Origin of the sequence: Cucumibacter marinus DSM 18995, assembly GCF_000429865.1 — a bacterium.
In the GTDB taxonomy this organism is placed as follows: Bacteria; Pseudomonadota; Alphaproteobacteria; order Rhizobiales; family Devosiaceae; genus Cucumibacter; species Cucumibacter marinus.
The window spans coordinates 256821-270615 of the sequence record NZ_AUCR01000001.1 but is presented as its reverse complement, the minus strand read 5'-3'; the positions used below and the strand labels follow the sequence as shown (position 1 = coordinate 270615).

13 protein-coding genes are annotated in these 13795 nt (G+C 61.1%); 12 read left to right on the top strand and 1 reads right to left on the bottom strand.

Features of this window, described 5'->3' with window-relative positions:
- The first annotated feature begins 10 nt into the window (after window positions 1–10).
- The 12 genes from nuoI to G489_RS0101380 all read left to right on the top strand — a co-directional run bounded on the left by nuoI (window position 11) and on the right by G489_RS0101380 (window position 12938).
- A complete protein-coding gene (nuoI, locus tag G489_RS0101435; protein WP_029040013.1) occupies window positions 11–499 on the top strand; it encodes an NADH-quinone oxidoreductase subunit NuoI in 489 nt (162 codons plus the stop codon).
- 8 nt (window positions 500–507) lie between these two features.
- Complete coding sequence (locus tag G489_RS0101430; protein WP_029040012.1) at window positions 508–1116, top strand: NADH-quinone oxidoreductase subunit J; 609 nt, start codon at window positions 508–510, stop codon at window positions 1114–1116.
- A gap of 9 nt (window positions 1117–1125) precedes the next feature.
- Window positions 1126–1440, top strand: coding sequence for an NADH-quinone oxidoreductase subunit NuoK (gene nuoK / locus G489_RS0101425; protein ID WP_029040011.1), 315 nt, complete (start codon window positions 1126–1128; stop codon window positions 1438–1440).
- Between the two features lie 5 nt (window positions 1441–1445).
- The gene (gene nuoL, locus G489_RS0101420; protein ID WP_029040010.1) at window positions 1446–3482 is read left to right on the top strand and encodes an NADH-quinone oxidoreductase subunit L; all 2037 of its coding nucleotides are present in this window, start codon (window positions 1446–1448) and stop codon (window positions 3480–3482) included.
- Complete coding sequence (locus tag G489_RS0101415; RefSeq protein WP_035871137.1) at window positions 3482–5002, top strand: NADH-quinone oxidoreductase subunit M; 1521 nt, start codon at window positions 3482–3484, stop codon at window positions 5000–5002. The genes nuoL and G489_RS0101415 overlap by 1 nt, the downstream gene beginning before the upstream one ends.
- A 9-nt stretch (window positions 5003–5011) precedes the next feature.
- On the top strand, window positions 5012–6457 hold the full coding sequence (gene nuoN, locus G489_RS0101410; RefSeq protein ID WP_029040008.1) for an NADH-quinone oxidoreductase subunit NuoN: 1446 nt from the start codon (window positions 5012–5014) through the stop codon (window positions 6455–6457).
- Between the two features lie 2 nt (window positions 6458–6459).
- Window positions 6460–7245: a biotin--[acetyl-CoA-carboxylase] ligase gene (locus G489_RS0101405; protein ID WP_051332191.1), complete on the top strand. Its 786-nt coding sequence runs from the start codon at window positions 6460–6462 to the stop codon at window positions 7243–7245.
- Window positions 7246–7253: 8 nt separating this feature from the next.
- Window positions 7254–8906, top strand: coding sequence for a ribonuclease J (locus G489_RS0101400; RefSeq protein ID WP_035871134.1), 1653 nt, complete (start codon window positions 7254–7256; stop codon window positions 8904–8906).
- Window positions 8907–8927: 21 nt separating this feature from the next.
- Window positions 8928–9173: a DUF1467 family protein gene (locus tag G489_RS0101395; RefSeq protein ID WP_029040005.1), complete on the top strand. Its 246-nt coding sequence runs from the start codon at window positions 8928–8930 to the stop codon at window positions 9171–9173.
- A 358-nt stretch (window positions 9174–9531) separates the two neighbouring features.
- A complete protein-coding gene (gene proS, locus G489_RS0101390; protein ID WP_029040004.1) occupies window positions 9532–10881 on the top strand; it encodes a proline--tRNA ligase in 1350 nt (449 codons plus the stop codon).
- A 4-nt stretch (window positions 10882–10885) separates the two neighbouring features.
- On the top strand, window positions 10886–12259 hold the full coding sequence (locus G489_RS0101385; protein WP_029040003.1) for an ABC transporter permease: 1374 nt from the start codon (window positions 10886–10888) through the stop codon (window positions 12257–12259).
- Window positions 12252–12938, top strand: a complete 687-nt coding sequence (locus tag G489_RS0101380; protein ID WP_029040002.1) for an ABC transporter ATP-binding protein — start codon at window positions 12252–12254, stop codon at window positions 12936–12938. Before G489_RS0101385 ends, G489_RS0101380 begins: the two co-directional genes overlap by 8 nt.
- Before the next feature lie 43 nt (window positions 12939–12981).
- Here G489_RS0101380 and G489_RS0101375 read toward each other — a convergent pair whose 3' ends face one another.
- Entirely contained in the window at window positions 12982–13392 is a 411-nt protein-coding gene (locus tag G489_RS0101375; protein WP_029040001.1) for a DUF7674 family protein, read from the bottom strand.
- Window positions 13393–13795 lie beyond the last annotated feature (403 nt).

The following is a 13795-nucleotide window of genomic DNA, read 5'->3' as shown; positions in this document are numbered from 1 at the left end:
GGAGAGCAAGATGCGGTTCGTTCAGTTCCTCAATTCGCTCCTGCTCAGAGAGTTCGTCTCGACGTTCTTTTTGGCGATGCGCTATTTCTTCAAGCACAAGCCGACCATCAACTATCCCTTCGAAAAGGGACCGGTGAGCCCGCGTTTCCGCGGGGAGCACGCCCTGCGCCGATACCCGAACGGCGAGGAGCGTTGCATCGCCTGCAAGCTGTGTGAAGCGATCTGCCCGGCGCAGGCCATCACCATCGAGGCCGGCCCGCGCCAGAACGACGGCACCCGCCGTACGGTGCGCTACGACATCGACATGGTGAAGTGCATCTATTGCGGTTTCTGCCAGGAGGCCTGCCCGGTCGATGCGATCGTTGAGGGCCCCAATTTCGAATTCGCGACCGAAACCCGAGAGGAGCTTTACTTCGACAAGGACAAGCTCCTGTCCAACGGCGATCGCTGGGAGCGTGAACTGGCCCGCAACCAGGCGCTCGACGCGCCCTACAGGTAACAGATGCGATGACCCTCCCGCTCTTTTTCTTCTATATCTTCTCGGCCATCTGCATCGCCTCGGCGCTGATGGTGATTGCCTCGCGCAATCCCGTCCACTCGGTGCTGTTCCTGATCCTGGCCTTCGTCAACGCCGCTGGCATCTTCATGCTGGCGGGCGCCGAATTCCTCGCGCTCATCCTGATCGTCGTCTATGTCGGCGCGGTCGCGGTGCTGTTCCTGTTCGTCGTCATGATGCTCGACGTCGATTTCGCCGAGCTGGGCAAGGGCATGCTGCAATACATGCCCATCGCCATCGTGGTCGGCATCATCTTCGGGCTTGAGCTTCTGATGGTCGCGGGATCCTGGTTCATCACGCCGGAGGTCGCCGGCGGAAGCGTGCTGCCGATTGATGCCGGGGTCGAAAACACCCGTGCGCTCGGCCAGGTCATCTACACGCGTTACGTCTATCTGTTCGAAGCCGCCGGCATCGTGCTGCTCGTTGCCATGATCGGCGCCATCGTTCTCACCCTCCGTCACAAGCCCGGCGTCCGCCGTCAGGACATCGCCACCCAGGTGGGCCGGCGTCCCAAGGATGCCGTCGAGGTTGTGAAGGTCGAGAGCGGCAAGGGGATCTAGGGGGCTATTATGACACCTGCAATCGGGCTCGGGCATTTTCTGACCGTCGCCGCCATCCTGTTTACGCTCGGCGTGTTCGGCATCTTCCTGAACCGCAAGAACGTGATCATCATCCTGATGTCGATCGAACTGATCCTTCTGGCGGTCAACATCAACTTCGTGGCTTTCAGCGCCCATCTCGGCGATCTGGCCGGCCAGGTCTTCGCCTTGATGATCCTCACCGTCGCGGCCGCCGAGGCGGCCATCGGCCTCGCCATTCTCGTCGTCTTCTTCCGCAATCGGGGCACGATTGCCGTTGACGACATCAACATGATGAAAGGCTAGGACAAGTGCAGGCGTTTCTCTTCCAGGTCATCGTCCTGGCGCCCCTGCTAGGTGCGCTCGTCGCCGGCCTGCTCGGGCGGTCGATCGGACACCGGCCCGCTGAAATCATCACTTCGTCGCTGCTGGTCCTGGCCGGGCTGTGCTCCTGGATCGTGTTCCTGGGCATCCTGTTCGCGGGCGGCGGCGCCGAGCACGGAGCGGAAGCTGCCGGTCATGGCGAGGAGGCGGCTCACGCCGCCTTTGCGCTGGCCGAGAGCACCAAGGTTACCCTGTTCAGCTGGGTCCATGTCGGGGACCTCAGCCTCGACTGGATGATCCGCGTCGACACGCTGACCGGGGTCATGCTGGTCGTCGTCACAACGGTGTCGGCCCTCGTGCACATCTATTCTATCGGCTACATGCACGAAGACCCGCACCGCGCGCGCTTCTTCGCCTATCTGTCGCTGTTCACCTTCGCCATGCTGATGCTGGTGACCGCGGACAACTTCCTGCAGCTCTTCTTTGGCTGGGAAGGCGTGGGGCTGGCGTCCTATCTGCTGATCGGCTTCTGGTACAAGAAGCCCTCTGCCAATGCCGCGGCCATGAAGGCCTTTATCGTCAACCGGGTAGGGGACTTCGGTTTCGCCCTCGGTATCTTCGGTGCCTTCATGATGCTCGGCAGCATCAATTTCGATGAAGCCTTCGCCCAGGTCTCGCACATGGAAGGCGTCACCATCGACTTCCTGTGGGGCCAGTGGGATGCGATGACCGTCATCTGCCTTCTGTTGTTCCTTGGCGCCATGGGCAAATCGGCCCAGTTCCTGCTGCACACCTGGCTGCCGGACGCGATGGAAGGCCCGACACCCGTCTCCGCGCTCATCCACGCCGCCACCATGGTGACCGCCGGTGTGTTCATGGTCGCGCGCCTGTCGCCGATGTTCGAAGCCTCGGAAGTCGCGCTCACCGTCGTCATCTATGTCGGGGCAATCACCGCCTTCTTTGCGGCGACGGTTGGCCTAGTGCAGAACGACATTAAGCGCGTCATCGCTTATTCGACCTGTTCTCAGCTCGGCTACATGTTCGTCGCGCTCGGCCTCGGCGCTTATTCGGCCGGCATCTTCCACCTGTTCACCCACGCCTTCTTCAAGGCGCTGTTGTTCCTTGGCGCCGGGTCGGTGATCCACGCGATGCATCACGAGCAGGACATGCGCAAAATGGGTGGGCTGAGGACCAAGATCCCGCTGACCTATGCCATGATGATGATCGGCACGCTGGCGCTGACCGGTGTTGGCATTCCGGGCACGCCGATCGGTTTCGCGGGCTTCTTCTCCAAGGACGCGATCATCGAAAGTGCGGCTGGCGCTCATACCGCCGCCGGCGATTTCGCCTTCTGGATGCTGGTCATCGCCGCCGTGTTCACGAGCTTTTATTCCTGGCGCCTCGTGCATCTCACTTTCCATGGCAAGACCCGCGCGTCGCGCGAGACCTACAGCCATGCCCATGAGAGCCCGAACGTCATGATGATCCCGCTCTATGTGCTGGCTGCCGGCGCGGTGCTTTCCGGGGTGTTGTTCCACGAAGTGTTCTTCGCCAATGCCGAGCATGTGACAGCCTTCTTCAGGAACGCCATCGTTGTCGACGAGCATGTCATCGAGGAAGCGCACCATGTGGCGCTCTGGGTGAAATGGTCGCCCGCCATCGCCATGATCATCGGGTTCCTCGTGGCGTGGCAGTTCTATATCCGCCGCCCGGACCTGCCCAAGGCCCTGGCCGCGGAGCATTCGGGGCTCTACCAGTTCCTCTTGAACAAGTGGTATTTCGACGAGCTCTACGACTTCATCTTCGTGCGCCCTGCGAAATGGCTTGGCCGTGCGCTGTGGCGCGGGTTTGACGACTGGCTGATCGACGGCATCATCGTGGGCGGCCTCGCCGCCAGGGTGAAAGACGTCACCGATCGCGTCGTCAGGCTGCAATCCGGCTATCTCTATCACTACGCCTTCGCGATGCTGATCGGGGTTGCCGCTCTGATTACCTGGGCGATCGCCACCGGGGGCCTTCTGTAATGGAATCGAATATTCTCGCTCAGAACATTCTGACGATCGTCACATTCCTGCCGCTGGTGGGGGCGCTTTTCGTCCTCGTCGTGCCGGGCACGGATTCGGTCTCGAAGATGAACATGCGGCGCATTGCGCTTGCCACGACCGTTGTGACCTTCGTGTTCACGCTGGTCTTGTGGGCGATGTTCGATCCGTCCGATCCCGGCTTCCAGTTCGTCCAGAACGTCGAGCTGATCCCGCCCGCCATCGGCTATCGCATGGGCGTCGACGGGATTTCGGTGCTGTTCATCGTGCTGACCGGGCTTTTGATGCCGGCCTGTATCCTGGCGAGCTGGGAATCGGTCGAGAACCGCGTGCGCGAATACATGGTCTCGTTCCTCATCCTCGAGACCCTGATGATCGGCGTGTTCGCCACCCTTGATCTGGCCTTTTTCTACGTCTTCTTCGAAGGCGGCCTGATCCCGATGTTCCTGATCATCGGCATCTGGGGCGGCAAGCGGCGCATCCAGGCGAGCTACAAGTTCTTCTTCTACACCTTTGTCGGCTCGGTGCTGATGCTGCTGGCCATCATGGCCATGTACTGGAACGCCGGCACGCTCGACATCCAGCGGCTGCTCAAGCACAGCTTCCCGCCCGAGATGCAGTTCTGGCTGTGGCTGGCCTTCTTCGCCAGTTTCGCGGTCAAGATGCCGATGTGGCCATTCCACCGCTGGCTGCCCGAGGCGCACGTTGAGGCGCCGACGGCCGGCTCGGTCATCCTGGCGGCGATCCTGCTGAAGCTCGGCGGCTACGGCTTCCTGCGCTTCTCATTGCCGATGTTCCCGGACGCCTCGGCCTATTTTGCGAACTTCGTCTTTTTCCTGTCGGTCTGCGCGATTGTCATCACCTCGCTGGTGGCCCTTGTGCAGGAGGACGTAAAGAAGCTGATCGCCTACTCGTCAGTAGCGCATATGGGCTATGTGACCATGGGGATCTTCACCGCCAATGTTTACGGGATCCAGGGCGCGATCTTCCAGATGATCTCGCACGGCATCGTCTCCGGCGCTCTCTTCCTGTGCGTCGGCGTGATCTATGACCGCATGCATACCCGCGAGATCGCGGCCTATGGCGGTCTGGTCGAACGCATGCCGCAGTACGCCTTTGCCTTCATGGTCTTCACCATGGCCAATGTCGGCCTGCCGGGGACCTCGGGCTTCATCGGCGAATTCCTGACCCTGATCGGCATCTTCCAGGTCAATACCTGGGTCGCCGTGGGCGCAACGCTCGGCGTGATCCTGAGCGCGGGATATGCCCTGTGGCTCTATCGCAGGGTCATTTTCGGCGCGCTCGAAAAGGATTCCCTCAAGGGCATTCTCGATCTCAGCCGCCGCGAGATGGTGGTCCTGGTGCCGCTGATCGTTCTGACGATCTTCTTCGGCTTCTATCCGGCACCGATTCTCGATGCGACGGCGGCTTCGGTCGAAGCCCTCGTCCAACACTATGCCGACGCCGTGGGCACCGGCGCGATGACCGTCGCGGCTCACTAGGAGGGCTCAATGACATCTGATTTGACCGATATCTTCGCCCTCGCACCGGCCTATCCAGAGCTCGCGCTCGTCATTGGCGCGGTCCTGTTGCTGATGATCGGGGTGTTCCAGAAGAACAACCACTTCATGACCATCAACGGCCTTGCCATTGGCCTAATGGGGGCGGTGCTCGTCCTGCTGCTGTTCGCGCCAAGCGACGGGGTGCTGTTCAATGGTGGCTTCGTCCAGGACGAGTTCTCGCGTTTCATGAAAGTGCTGGTGCTGATCGGCTCGATCGGCGCGCTTCTGGTCTCGGTCTCTGCGGCCGAGGAGCATGCGCTCAACAAATTCGAGTATCCGGTACTCGTGTTGTTGGCGACGCTGGGCATGATGATGATGATCTCCGCCAACGATCTCATCTCGCTTTATGTCGCGCTCGAACTGCAGTCGCTTTCGCTCTATGTCGTTGCTGCCCTCAAACGCGATTCCGCGCGGGCAACAGAGGCGGGCCTGAAATATTTCGTTCTCGGCGCGCTGTCCTCTGGCATGCTGCTTTACGGTGCATCCATGGTCTATGGCTTCACCGGGCAGACCGAACTCGGCGCGATCACCGAAGCGATTGCCCTGGGTGAACCCTCGATCGGGCTCATTTTCGGCCTTGTCTTCCTGCTGGCCGGCCTGGCCTTCAAGATCTCGGCGGTGCCGTTCCACATGTGGACGCCCGACGTTTATGAAGGCGCGCCGACCCCTGTGACCGCCTTCTTTGCCGCTGCGCCGAAGGTGGCAGCGATGGCCCTGTTCGTCCGCCTGACATATGGCACCTTCGCGCCCATTTCGACCGACTGGCAGCAGATCGTGATCTTCATCTCGATCCTGTCCATGGTGCTCGCTGCCTTTGCGGCCATCGGGCAGAACAACGTCAAGCGCCTGATCGCCTATTCCTCCATCGGCCATGTCGGCTTCGCCCTTGTGGGGCTGAGCGCCGGCTCCCAGGCCGGTGTGCAGGGCGTTGCGATCTACATGGCGGTTTATCTGGCGATGACCATCGGCCTGTTCGCCTGCATCCTGTCGCTCAAATCCGACAAGGGCTATATCGAACAGATCTCGGACATGAAGGGCCTCGCACAATCGCGGCCGTTCATCGCCGTGATCATCGCGGTGATGATGTTCTCGCTGATCGGTTTGCCGCCGCTTGCCGGCTTCTTCGCCAAATGGCAGGTGTTCCTGGCCGCCGTCGAGGCGCGGCTCTACTGGCTGGCCGTGATCGGCGTGCTCGCCAGCGCTGTGAGCGCCTTCTATTACCTGCGCATTGTCCGGACGATGTATTTCGATGAGCCGGAAAACAATTTCGCCGCCGCGCCGATGGAACTGACCGTGGTCATGGGCCTCGCCGGATTGTTCGTGATCACCTATGTCTTCACCTTCGGTGGGCCGATCGCGCGCATGGCGGAAATTGCCGCAGCAAGCCTGCACTGACCGTGCTGGCGCTGTCCGAGCCGGCCGTGTTCGCGGGGTTCACCCTCGAACATGTTGTGACGATCGGTTCGACCAGCCAGACATTGCTCGAGCGGGCGGCCCGGGGTGAAACCGGGCCGCTCTGGCTCGTTTCCGACGAACAGGTGACGGGCAGGGGCCGCCGCCAGCGGGACTGGACGTCCCCCCGCGGTAATCTCTACGCGTCCTTGTTGCTGACCGATCCCGGCCCGGCGGCAAAACTCGCTCAACTGTCCTTCGTATTCGCACTGGCGTTGCGCGATGCCGTGCTGGCGATTACCCAGACAGGGCCGACCCCGCCGGACGTGAGGCTCAAATGGCCCAATGATCTGATGGTCAAGGGCCGCAAATGCGCCGGAGTTCTGCTCGAAGGGGGCAGCTATGCGGGCCGCCACTACCTCGTGCTCGGCATGGGAGTGAACATCGTCTCTCATCCGCAAGGAACCAACCACCCGGCCACCGACTTGACCGAAGCCGGATTGCCCGCAGAGCGCGACGCCCTTTTTGGCGCATTATCGAGTGGAGTGGTGCATCGCCTGGCACAATGGAACCGCGGTGACGGTTTCGCCGGTATCCGCGAGGCATGGCTCGGTTGTGCGTTCAGTATGGGGCGTGAAATGACGGTCAATCTGCCCCATGAGCGGTTCACCGCCAAGGCAGTCTCACTCGATCACAACGGTGCCCTTGTGGTGATCCGCGACGGTGTGGAACAGATCATATCTTCGGGTGAAGTCTTCGCCCTGGATGAACAATTGGAGGTTCGCTCTTGAGCGACCAGATGGTATTTGCGCCGCTCGGCGGCGTTGGTGAAATCGGCATGAATATGGGGCTCTACGGTTTCGGGCCCGAAGGCAATCGCAAATGGCTGATCGTCGATTGTGGCGTGACCTTCGCCGGTCCCAACCTGCCAGGCATCGACCTGATCCTGCCCGATATCCGGTTTCTCGAAGAGATCGGCGGCGATGTCGTTGGCATGGTCCTGACCCATGCCCATGAGGACCACTATGGCGCCGTCCTGGACATCTGGCCCGATATCGAGTGCGAGCTGTTCGCCTCGTCCTTTGCCAAGGCCATGATCGACGCCAAGGCCTCATCCAACGGCTATCCGTACACGGTTCCCGCGACCATCGTGGAGGCCGGAAAGCCCTTCAAGGCAGGTCCGTTCACCGTCGAGCTCGTCTCGATGGCCCACTCGATCCCCGAGAGCTTTGGCCTCATCATCGAGAGCCCCGCCGGAACGGCTTTCCACACAGGCGACTGGAAGCTCGATCCCGATCTGATTGGCGGGGCACCCACCGATATTGCGCGCCTGCGTGAGCTCGGGAAATCTGGCAAGTCTCTGGCGCTGGTCTGCGACAGCACCAATGCCACCCGCGACGGCGAAAGTCCGTCCGAAGCAGCGGTCGCTGCAACCCTTGAACGCATCATTGCCGGGGCCGAAAACCGCGTGGCGGTGACCATCTTCGCCTCGAATGTGGGGCGCATGGTGTCGATCGCCCGTGCCGCGCAAAAGGCAGGTCGCCAGGTCGTTGCCGCGGGCAGGGCGGTCCATCGCATCGGCGGCATTGCCCGCGATCTTGGGCTGCTCGAAGGGATTGACGATTTCCTCGATCAGGATGCCTTCGGCTATCTGCCCCGCGACAAGACCGTCCTGATCTGCACAGGTTCGCAGGGCGAGGCGAGGGCGGCCATGGCCCGTATCGCGCGCGGCGAGCATCCCGACATCTCGCTCGCCAAGGGCGATATGGTGATCTTCTCGTCCCGCGCCATTCCGGGCAACGAGCGTGAAGTGATCGACATCCACAACATGCTGGTTGACCAGGGAGTCGAACTGATTACAGACCGCGATGCCCTGGTGCATGTTTCCGGCCACCCGCGGCGCGACGAACTTCGCCAACTCTACGATTGGCTGAAGCCCGAAACCCTGGTTCCGGTTCATGGCGAGCCGACCCATCTGCATGCCCATGCAAAACTGGGGCGCGATGCGGGGATCAAGAATATTCTCGAGGCGCGCAATGGCGACATGGTCACGCTGTTCCCAACGCCGGGGGTCTCCAAGGCCGAAGTGCCGACCGGGCGGGTTTATCTGGACGGCAATCTGATCTGCGACCCTGAAGAAACCCGTGTCGGAGAGCGCCGCAAACTCTCCTTTGCCGGCCACATCACCGCCTCGCTGTGCATCAACGGCAAGGGGCAGGTGGTTTCGGGCCCGGACCTGCGCATGCTCGGTGTGCCGGAACTGGATGACGATGAAGACAATCTGACGGAAGTCGCTGTCGATGCGATCTCGGGCGTGATCAAGTCCATGCCACCCAAGCACCGCGGCGACCCCGCGCGCTTTGCCGAAGCCCTGCGACGTGCTGTCCGTGGCGAAATCAATGCTGTTTGGGGCAAAAAGCCTGTCGTCGACATCTTCGTGCACAAGGTCTGATCCCAAAAGGCTCGAGAACCCATGAACCTGACTACCGCAATCGCGCTCTATTTTGTTCTGTGGTGGATTTGCCTGTTCATCACGCTGCCCTGGGGCAACCGCTCGCAGGCCGAGCATGGCGAGCGCCACCAGGGCACAGATCCCGGTGCGCCGGTCGTCACGCGACTACGGCTGAAACTGGCCGCGACCACGGTAATTGCGGGCGTGCTGCTGGGTGTGATGTATCTTGCGCTTTCGTCTGAAGCGCTGCAGGCCTATTGGGGCTGATCGATCCGGATTTGTCCTTAGCCCGGCTGCACCAAACCCGCAAATAAGAAAGGCAGGGCGCGCGCCCTGCCTTGATAGTTCCGCGACAATCCCGCTGGTCTTATGCTCTAGGCGCAGCCAGCGCTCCTCCCTTGACGATGTCAGCGTAAAATCAGCGTTTTAGCCGCTGGTTTTTTGTGGAGCGCACCCTAACAACTCTGTGATCGGGTGTCACCTTAAAATTCCGGGTCGCGCCTCTTATGAGAAATCGTGTGTCCGCGAGCTGCCAATGGGCCTGCGGCAAAGCCGAGGCTTGAGTTTGTTCGCGGATTCGCGTTTTGTGGCCCCCACCATTCGTGAATCAGGACACAGCGCCGTTATGCGTCTTTCCCGTTATTTCCTTCCTGTCCTGCGTGACGTCCCCAAGGAAGCCGAAATCGTCTCTCACCGGTTGATGCTGCGGGCCGGCATGCTCAAGCAGGAGGCCGCCGGCCTTTATGCCTGGCTGCCGCTGGGCTATCGCGTCCTGCGCAAGATCCAAGCGATCATCGAGCAGGAACAGGATCGGGCAGGGGCCCATGAGATGCTGATGCCGACCATTCAGTCGGCCGATCTCTGGCGGGAAAGCGGGCGTTATGACGCCTACGGCAAGGAGATGCTGCGCATCACCGATCGCCATGAGCGCGACATGCTCTACGGGCCGACCAATGAAGAGATGATCACGGACATCTTCCGCGCTCATGTGCGGTCCTACAAGGATCTGCCGCTCAACCTCTACCACATCCAGTGGAAGTTCCGGGACGAGATCCGGCCCCGGTTCGGCACCATGCGCTCGCGCGAGTTCCTGATGAAGGATGCCTATTCCTTCGATCTCGATCTCGGACGGGCGCGCGAAGCCTATAACCGCATGTTCGTCTCGTACCTGCGCACTTTCTATCGGATGGGCTTGACGGCTATTCCCATGCGCGCCGAGACCGGCCCGATTGGCGGCGACCTGAGCCACGAATTCATCGTGCTGGCCGACACCGGTGAAAGCGGTGTGTTCTGCCACGCCGACCTTCTGGACAAACCGATCCCGACCCATGACGTCGATTATCTCTCAGATCTCCAGCCGATCGTCGACGACTGGACCTCGCTTTATGCGGCGACCGAGGACATGATCGACATGGCCGAGTTCGAAAGCACCGTGCCCGAAGACAAGCGCATCGCTGCGCGCGGCATCGAAGTTGGCCAGGTCTTCTATTTCGGTACGAAATACTCGGACCCTCTCGGTGCAACAGTCACCGATGATGAGGGCAAGGAAGTCGCCGTTCACATGGGGTCTTACGGCATCGGCCTGACCCGCGTTGCGCCTGCCATCATCGAGGCAAATCACGACGATGACGGTATCATCTGGCCGGTTTCGGTCGCGCCTTTCGAGGTCGCACTGATCAACCTGAAGCCGGGCGACAAGGACTGCAACACGGCCAATGAGGGGCTCTATCAGAGCCTCACCAATGCGGGCATTGAAGTTCTTTACGATGATCGGGATCTCGGCGCCGGCGCGAAGTTCGCCACCGCGGACCTGATCGGTTTGCCCTATCAGCTGATTGCCGGGCCGCGTGGCCTCAAAAACAACGAAGTCGAGATCAAACATCGTCGGACGGGCGAACGCGAAACAGTATCGACCGATGCCGCTGTGGCCCGCCTCCTTGCCCTCATCGAGCCCGAGCGCCGTGACAAGATCTGACGCCATGGCAGCGCCCGACATGATGGAAACCAAGCGGCCCCGCGATCCGGGGCCCTTTTCCCGTTTTGAATGGAAGGTGGCGTTCCGCTATCTGCGCGCCCGGCGCAAGGACACCTTCATCTCCGTCATCGCGGCGTTGACCCTGACCGGCATTGCCATCGGCGTGGCCACGCTGATCGTTGTTATGTCGGTGATGAACGGCTTTCGTGCCGAACTGCTTGAAAAGATCCTGGGACTCAACGGTCATTTCACCGGCTTCCCGGTCTCTGAAAGCTTCACCGATTTCGAGGACGTCGTTGCCAAGATCGAAACCGTTGACGGTGTGACCTCCGTCGTTGCCTTTGTGGAAGGCCAGGCGCTGGCTTCCGGCATCGGAGAATCGACCGGTGTGTCGGTGCGCGGCATGAATGCCCGCGATATCAACAAGCTGCCGCTGATGCAGAAATCGGTCGTGCTGGGCGGCTACGATGGTTGGGATGGCAGCCGGGGCGTGGCGCTTGGCATGCGTCTGGCGCAAAAGCTCGGCGTTTCCATCGGTGACAAGGTGACCATCATTTCGCCTGAAGGCGTGGTGACACCCTTCGGCACGACGCCGCAAATCCGGACTTACCCCGTGAACGTGATCTTCGAACTCGGCATGGTCGAGTTCGACAGCTATTTCGTCTTCATGCCGATGCAGGCCGCTCAGGAATATTTCCAGCTCTATACCGATCAACTCAAGGATGGCGTCGACCCGCCGCCACTCGACGCGACGGACGAGGAAATCGATGCAGCCTATGAGCGCATCTACCAGGCCAGTGCGATCGAGGTGTTCCTCGAAAACCCGGATGCCACCCAATCGATGCGGGGTCCGATCGCGGAAGCTGCAGAGCGCCCGCTGATCCTCACCGATTGGCAGCGGCGCAACCAGACCTTCTTTTCCGCCTTGCAGGTCGAGCGCACAGTGATGTTCCTCATCCTGTCGATGATCATCGTCGTGGCCGCCTTCAACATCATTTCGAGCCTCGTCATGCTGGTGAAGGACAAGGCCACCGACATCGCCGTGCTGCGCACCATGGGGGCCACGCGTTCCTCGATCATGCGCATCTTTTGTATCACCGGGACGTCGATCGGGGTTGTGGGCACGGTTATGGGACTGGTTTTCGGGCTGATCCTTGCTGCCAATGCAGAAGGTATCCGCTCCTGGCTGTCGGACGTGTTCAGGGTGTCGCTGTTCCCGCCCGAGGTTTTCTTCCTTTCCGAACTGCCATCAAAGATCGATCCCGGCGAAGTCGTCTTCGTGTGCCTCCTTGCACTGGGCCTGAGCTTTTTGGCAACGCTCTACCCGGCCTGGCGGGCCGCCCAGTACGATCCTGTCGAGGCCCTGCGCTATGGCTGATACGCCCCATCTCGAACTGCGCAACGTCACCCGCCATTACGACGACGGCGCCAAGATCATCAAGGTTCTGACTGGCGCGAGCCTGACGGCGAAATCCGGGGAAGTCGTTGCATTGGTGGCGCCTTCGGGGGCCGGCAAATCGACCCTGTTGCACCTGGCGGGCCTGCTCGAACGCGCACAGGAAGGCGAGGTTATCCTGGGGGGCACAGAAACTTCCGGGCTAGACGATCGTACCCGCACCAAGCTGCGGCGGCACTGGATCGGCTACATCTACCAGTTCCACAATCTCCTGCCTGAATTCTCGGCCATCGAGAACGTCACCATGCCCCAGCTCATTGCCGGGCACGGCAACAGCGCGCGCGACCGCGCCATGGCCCTGCTGGACCTGCTTGGACTGGCTGACCGCGCCGAACACCGCCCCGCAGAACTGTCAGGCGGCGAGCAACAGCGCGTGGCCATCGCCCGCGCCATGGCCAATCGCCCGCATCTGATCCTTGCTGACGAGCCAACTGGCAATCTCGATCCCGGCACCTCCGACGCCGTCTTCGACGCCTTTCGCGACATCATCAAGCGGGAAGGGGCGGCCAGCGTGATCGCCACGCACAACCACGAGCTGGCGCGCAAGGCGGATCGGATCGTGACGCTCAAGGACGGCGCAATCGTTCCACACACGCTCTAGGGCCGGTCCTGAGCCGGGCTTGGCGCAGTCAGGTCAGGCTCGATCAGGTTTGGCGATCATCGATCAGCCGCTCGCCGTTCTGCCAGAACCGGTTGAGCTTGCCCCACCAGATTTTTGACTGGGGCAGGAGGAAGCGTTCGAAGTCTTCGGGCGCAGTTCCCTCGTGCAGATTGGTGTTCTGCATGTCTTCGAGAAACCCGGTCGTGGCGGCGTGAAGCACGTATTTGTCGCCATCCTCGATCCAGCGCTCCACCGCAGCGAAAAGGGCGGCGATGGTCTCGTCCTCGCCAGCCTTGAGAAGGCGGGTGCATTCGATGACAAGATCGCCGACCAGCAGGAAGTGGGGCGTGCCCCTGGGATGGTCCGCCCATTGCGCCATGAACTCTTGCCACTGGGCAGTGAAATCGGGGTGAGCGCGCAGGACCGGCTCCCACATTCTGGTCTGGTCGATCATGGCTGAGTCTCGCGCCTGGCGCGCACCTCTGGTGGCGGGAAATACGTTCGCTTGGAGTGTTGAGTTTGTCGTACTGCGCCGGTCCCCGCAATCCACAGCGAAGCAGCGGGTTGTCCACCGAACCCACACGCTGAAACACAGGCGTTTTAACGCTTTATTAGTCTTCGCGGCCATTCCGGCACACAGGCACACGCTTGTGCCTAGACGAGAACAAAAATGGAACTTATAAGAACAAAACAGGAATTCAATGGAGGTTGCGATGACGGCTTGGATCAAAGACACCATGGCTCTGGTTTCGGTAGTGAGCTTTTGCGCAAGCGCAACGGTCTGGCTCGACATGCTGTCACGCCTCGCTTGACCCGACGTTTTCCCGCGCGTCATCCATGTGAATTGCGGGAGTGAT

What these genes read in the sequence shown, in the direction of transcription:
- nuoI (WP_029040013.1), top strand. Translation starts at nt 11, where the DNA reads ATGCGGTTCGTTCAGTTCCTCAATTCGCTCCTGCTCAGAGAGTTCGTC.
- G489_RS0101430 (WP_029040012.1), top strand. Translation starts at nt 508, where the DNA reads ATGACCCTCCCGCTCTTTTTCTTCTATATCTTCTCGGCCATCTGCATC.
- nuoK (WP_029040011.1), top strand. Translation starts at nt 1,126, where the DNA reads ATGACACCTGCAATCGGGCTCGGGCATTTTCTGACCGTCGCCGCCATC.
- G489_RS0101415 (WP_035871137.1), top strand. Translation starts at nt 3,482, where the DNA reads ATGGAATCGAATATTCTCGCTCAGAACATTCTGACGATCGTCACATTC.
- nuoN (WP_029040008.1), top strand. Translation starts at nt 5,012, where the DNA reads ATGACATCTGATTTGACCGATATCTTCGCCCTCGCACCGGCCTATCCA.
- G489_RS0101400 (WP_035871134.1), top strand. Translation starts at nt 7,254, where the DNA reads ATGGTATTTGCGCCGCTCGGCGGCGTTGGTGAAATCGGCATGAATATG.
- G489_RS0101395 (WP_029040005.1), top strand. Translation starts at nt 8,928, where the DNA reads ATGAACCTGACTACCGCAATCGCGCTCTATTTTGTTCTGTGGTGGATT.
- proS (WP_029040004.1), top strand. Translation starts at nt 9,532, where the DNA reads ATGCGTCTTTCCCGTTATTTCCTTCCTGTCCTGCGTGACGTCCCCAAG.
- G489_RS0101385 (WP_029040003.1), top strand. Translation starts at nt 10,886, where the DNA reads ATGGCAGCGCCCGACATGATGGAAACCAAGCGGCCCCGCGATCCGGGG.
- G489_RS0101380 (WP_029040002.1), top strand. Translation starts at nt 12,252, where the DNA reads ATGGCTGATACGCCCCATCTCGAACTGCGCAACGTCACCCGCCATTAC.
- G489_RS0101375 (WP_029040001.1), bottom strand. Translation starts at nt 13,392, where the DNA reads ATGATCGACCAGACCAGAATGTGGGAGCCGGTCCTGCGCGCTCACCCC.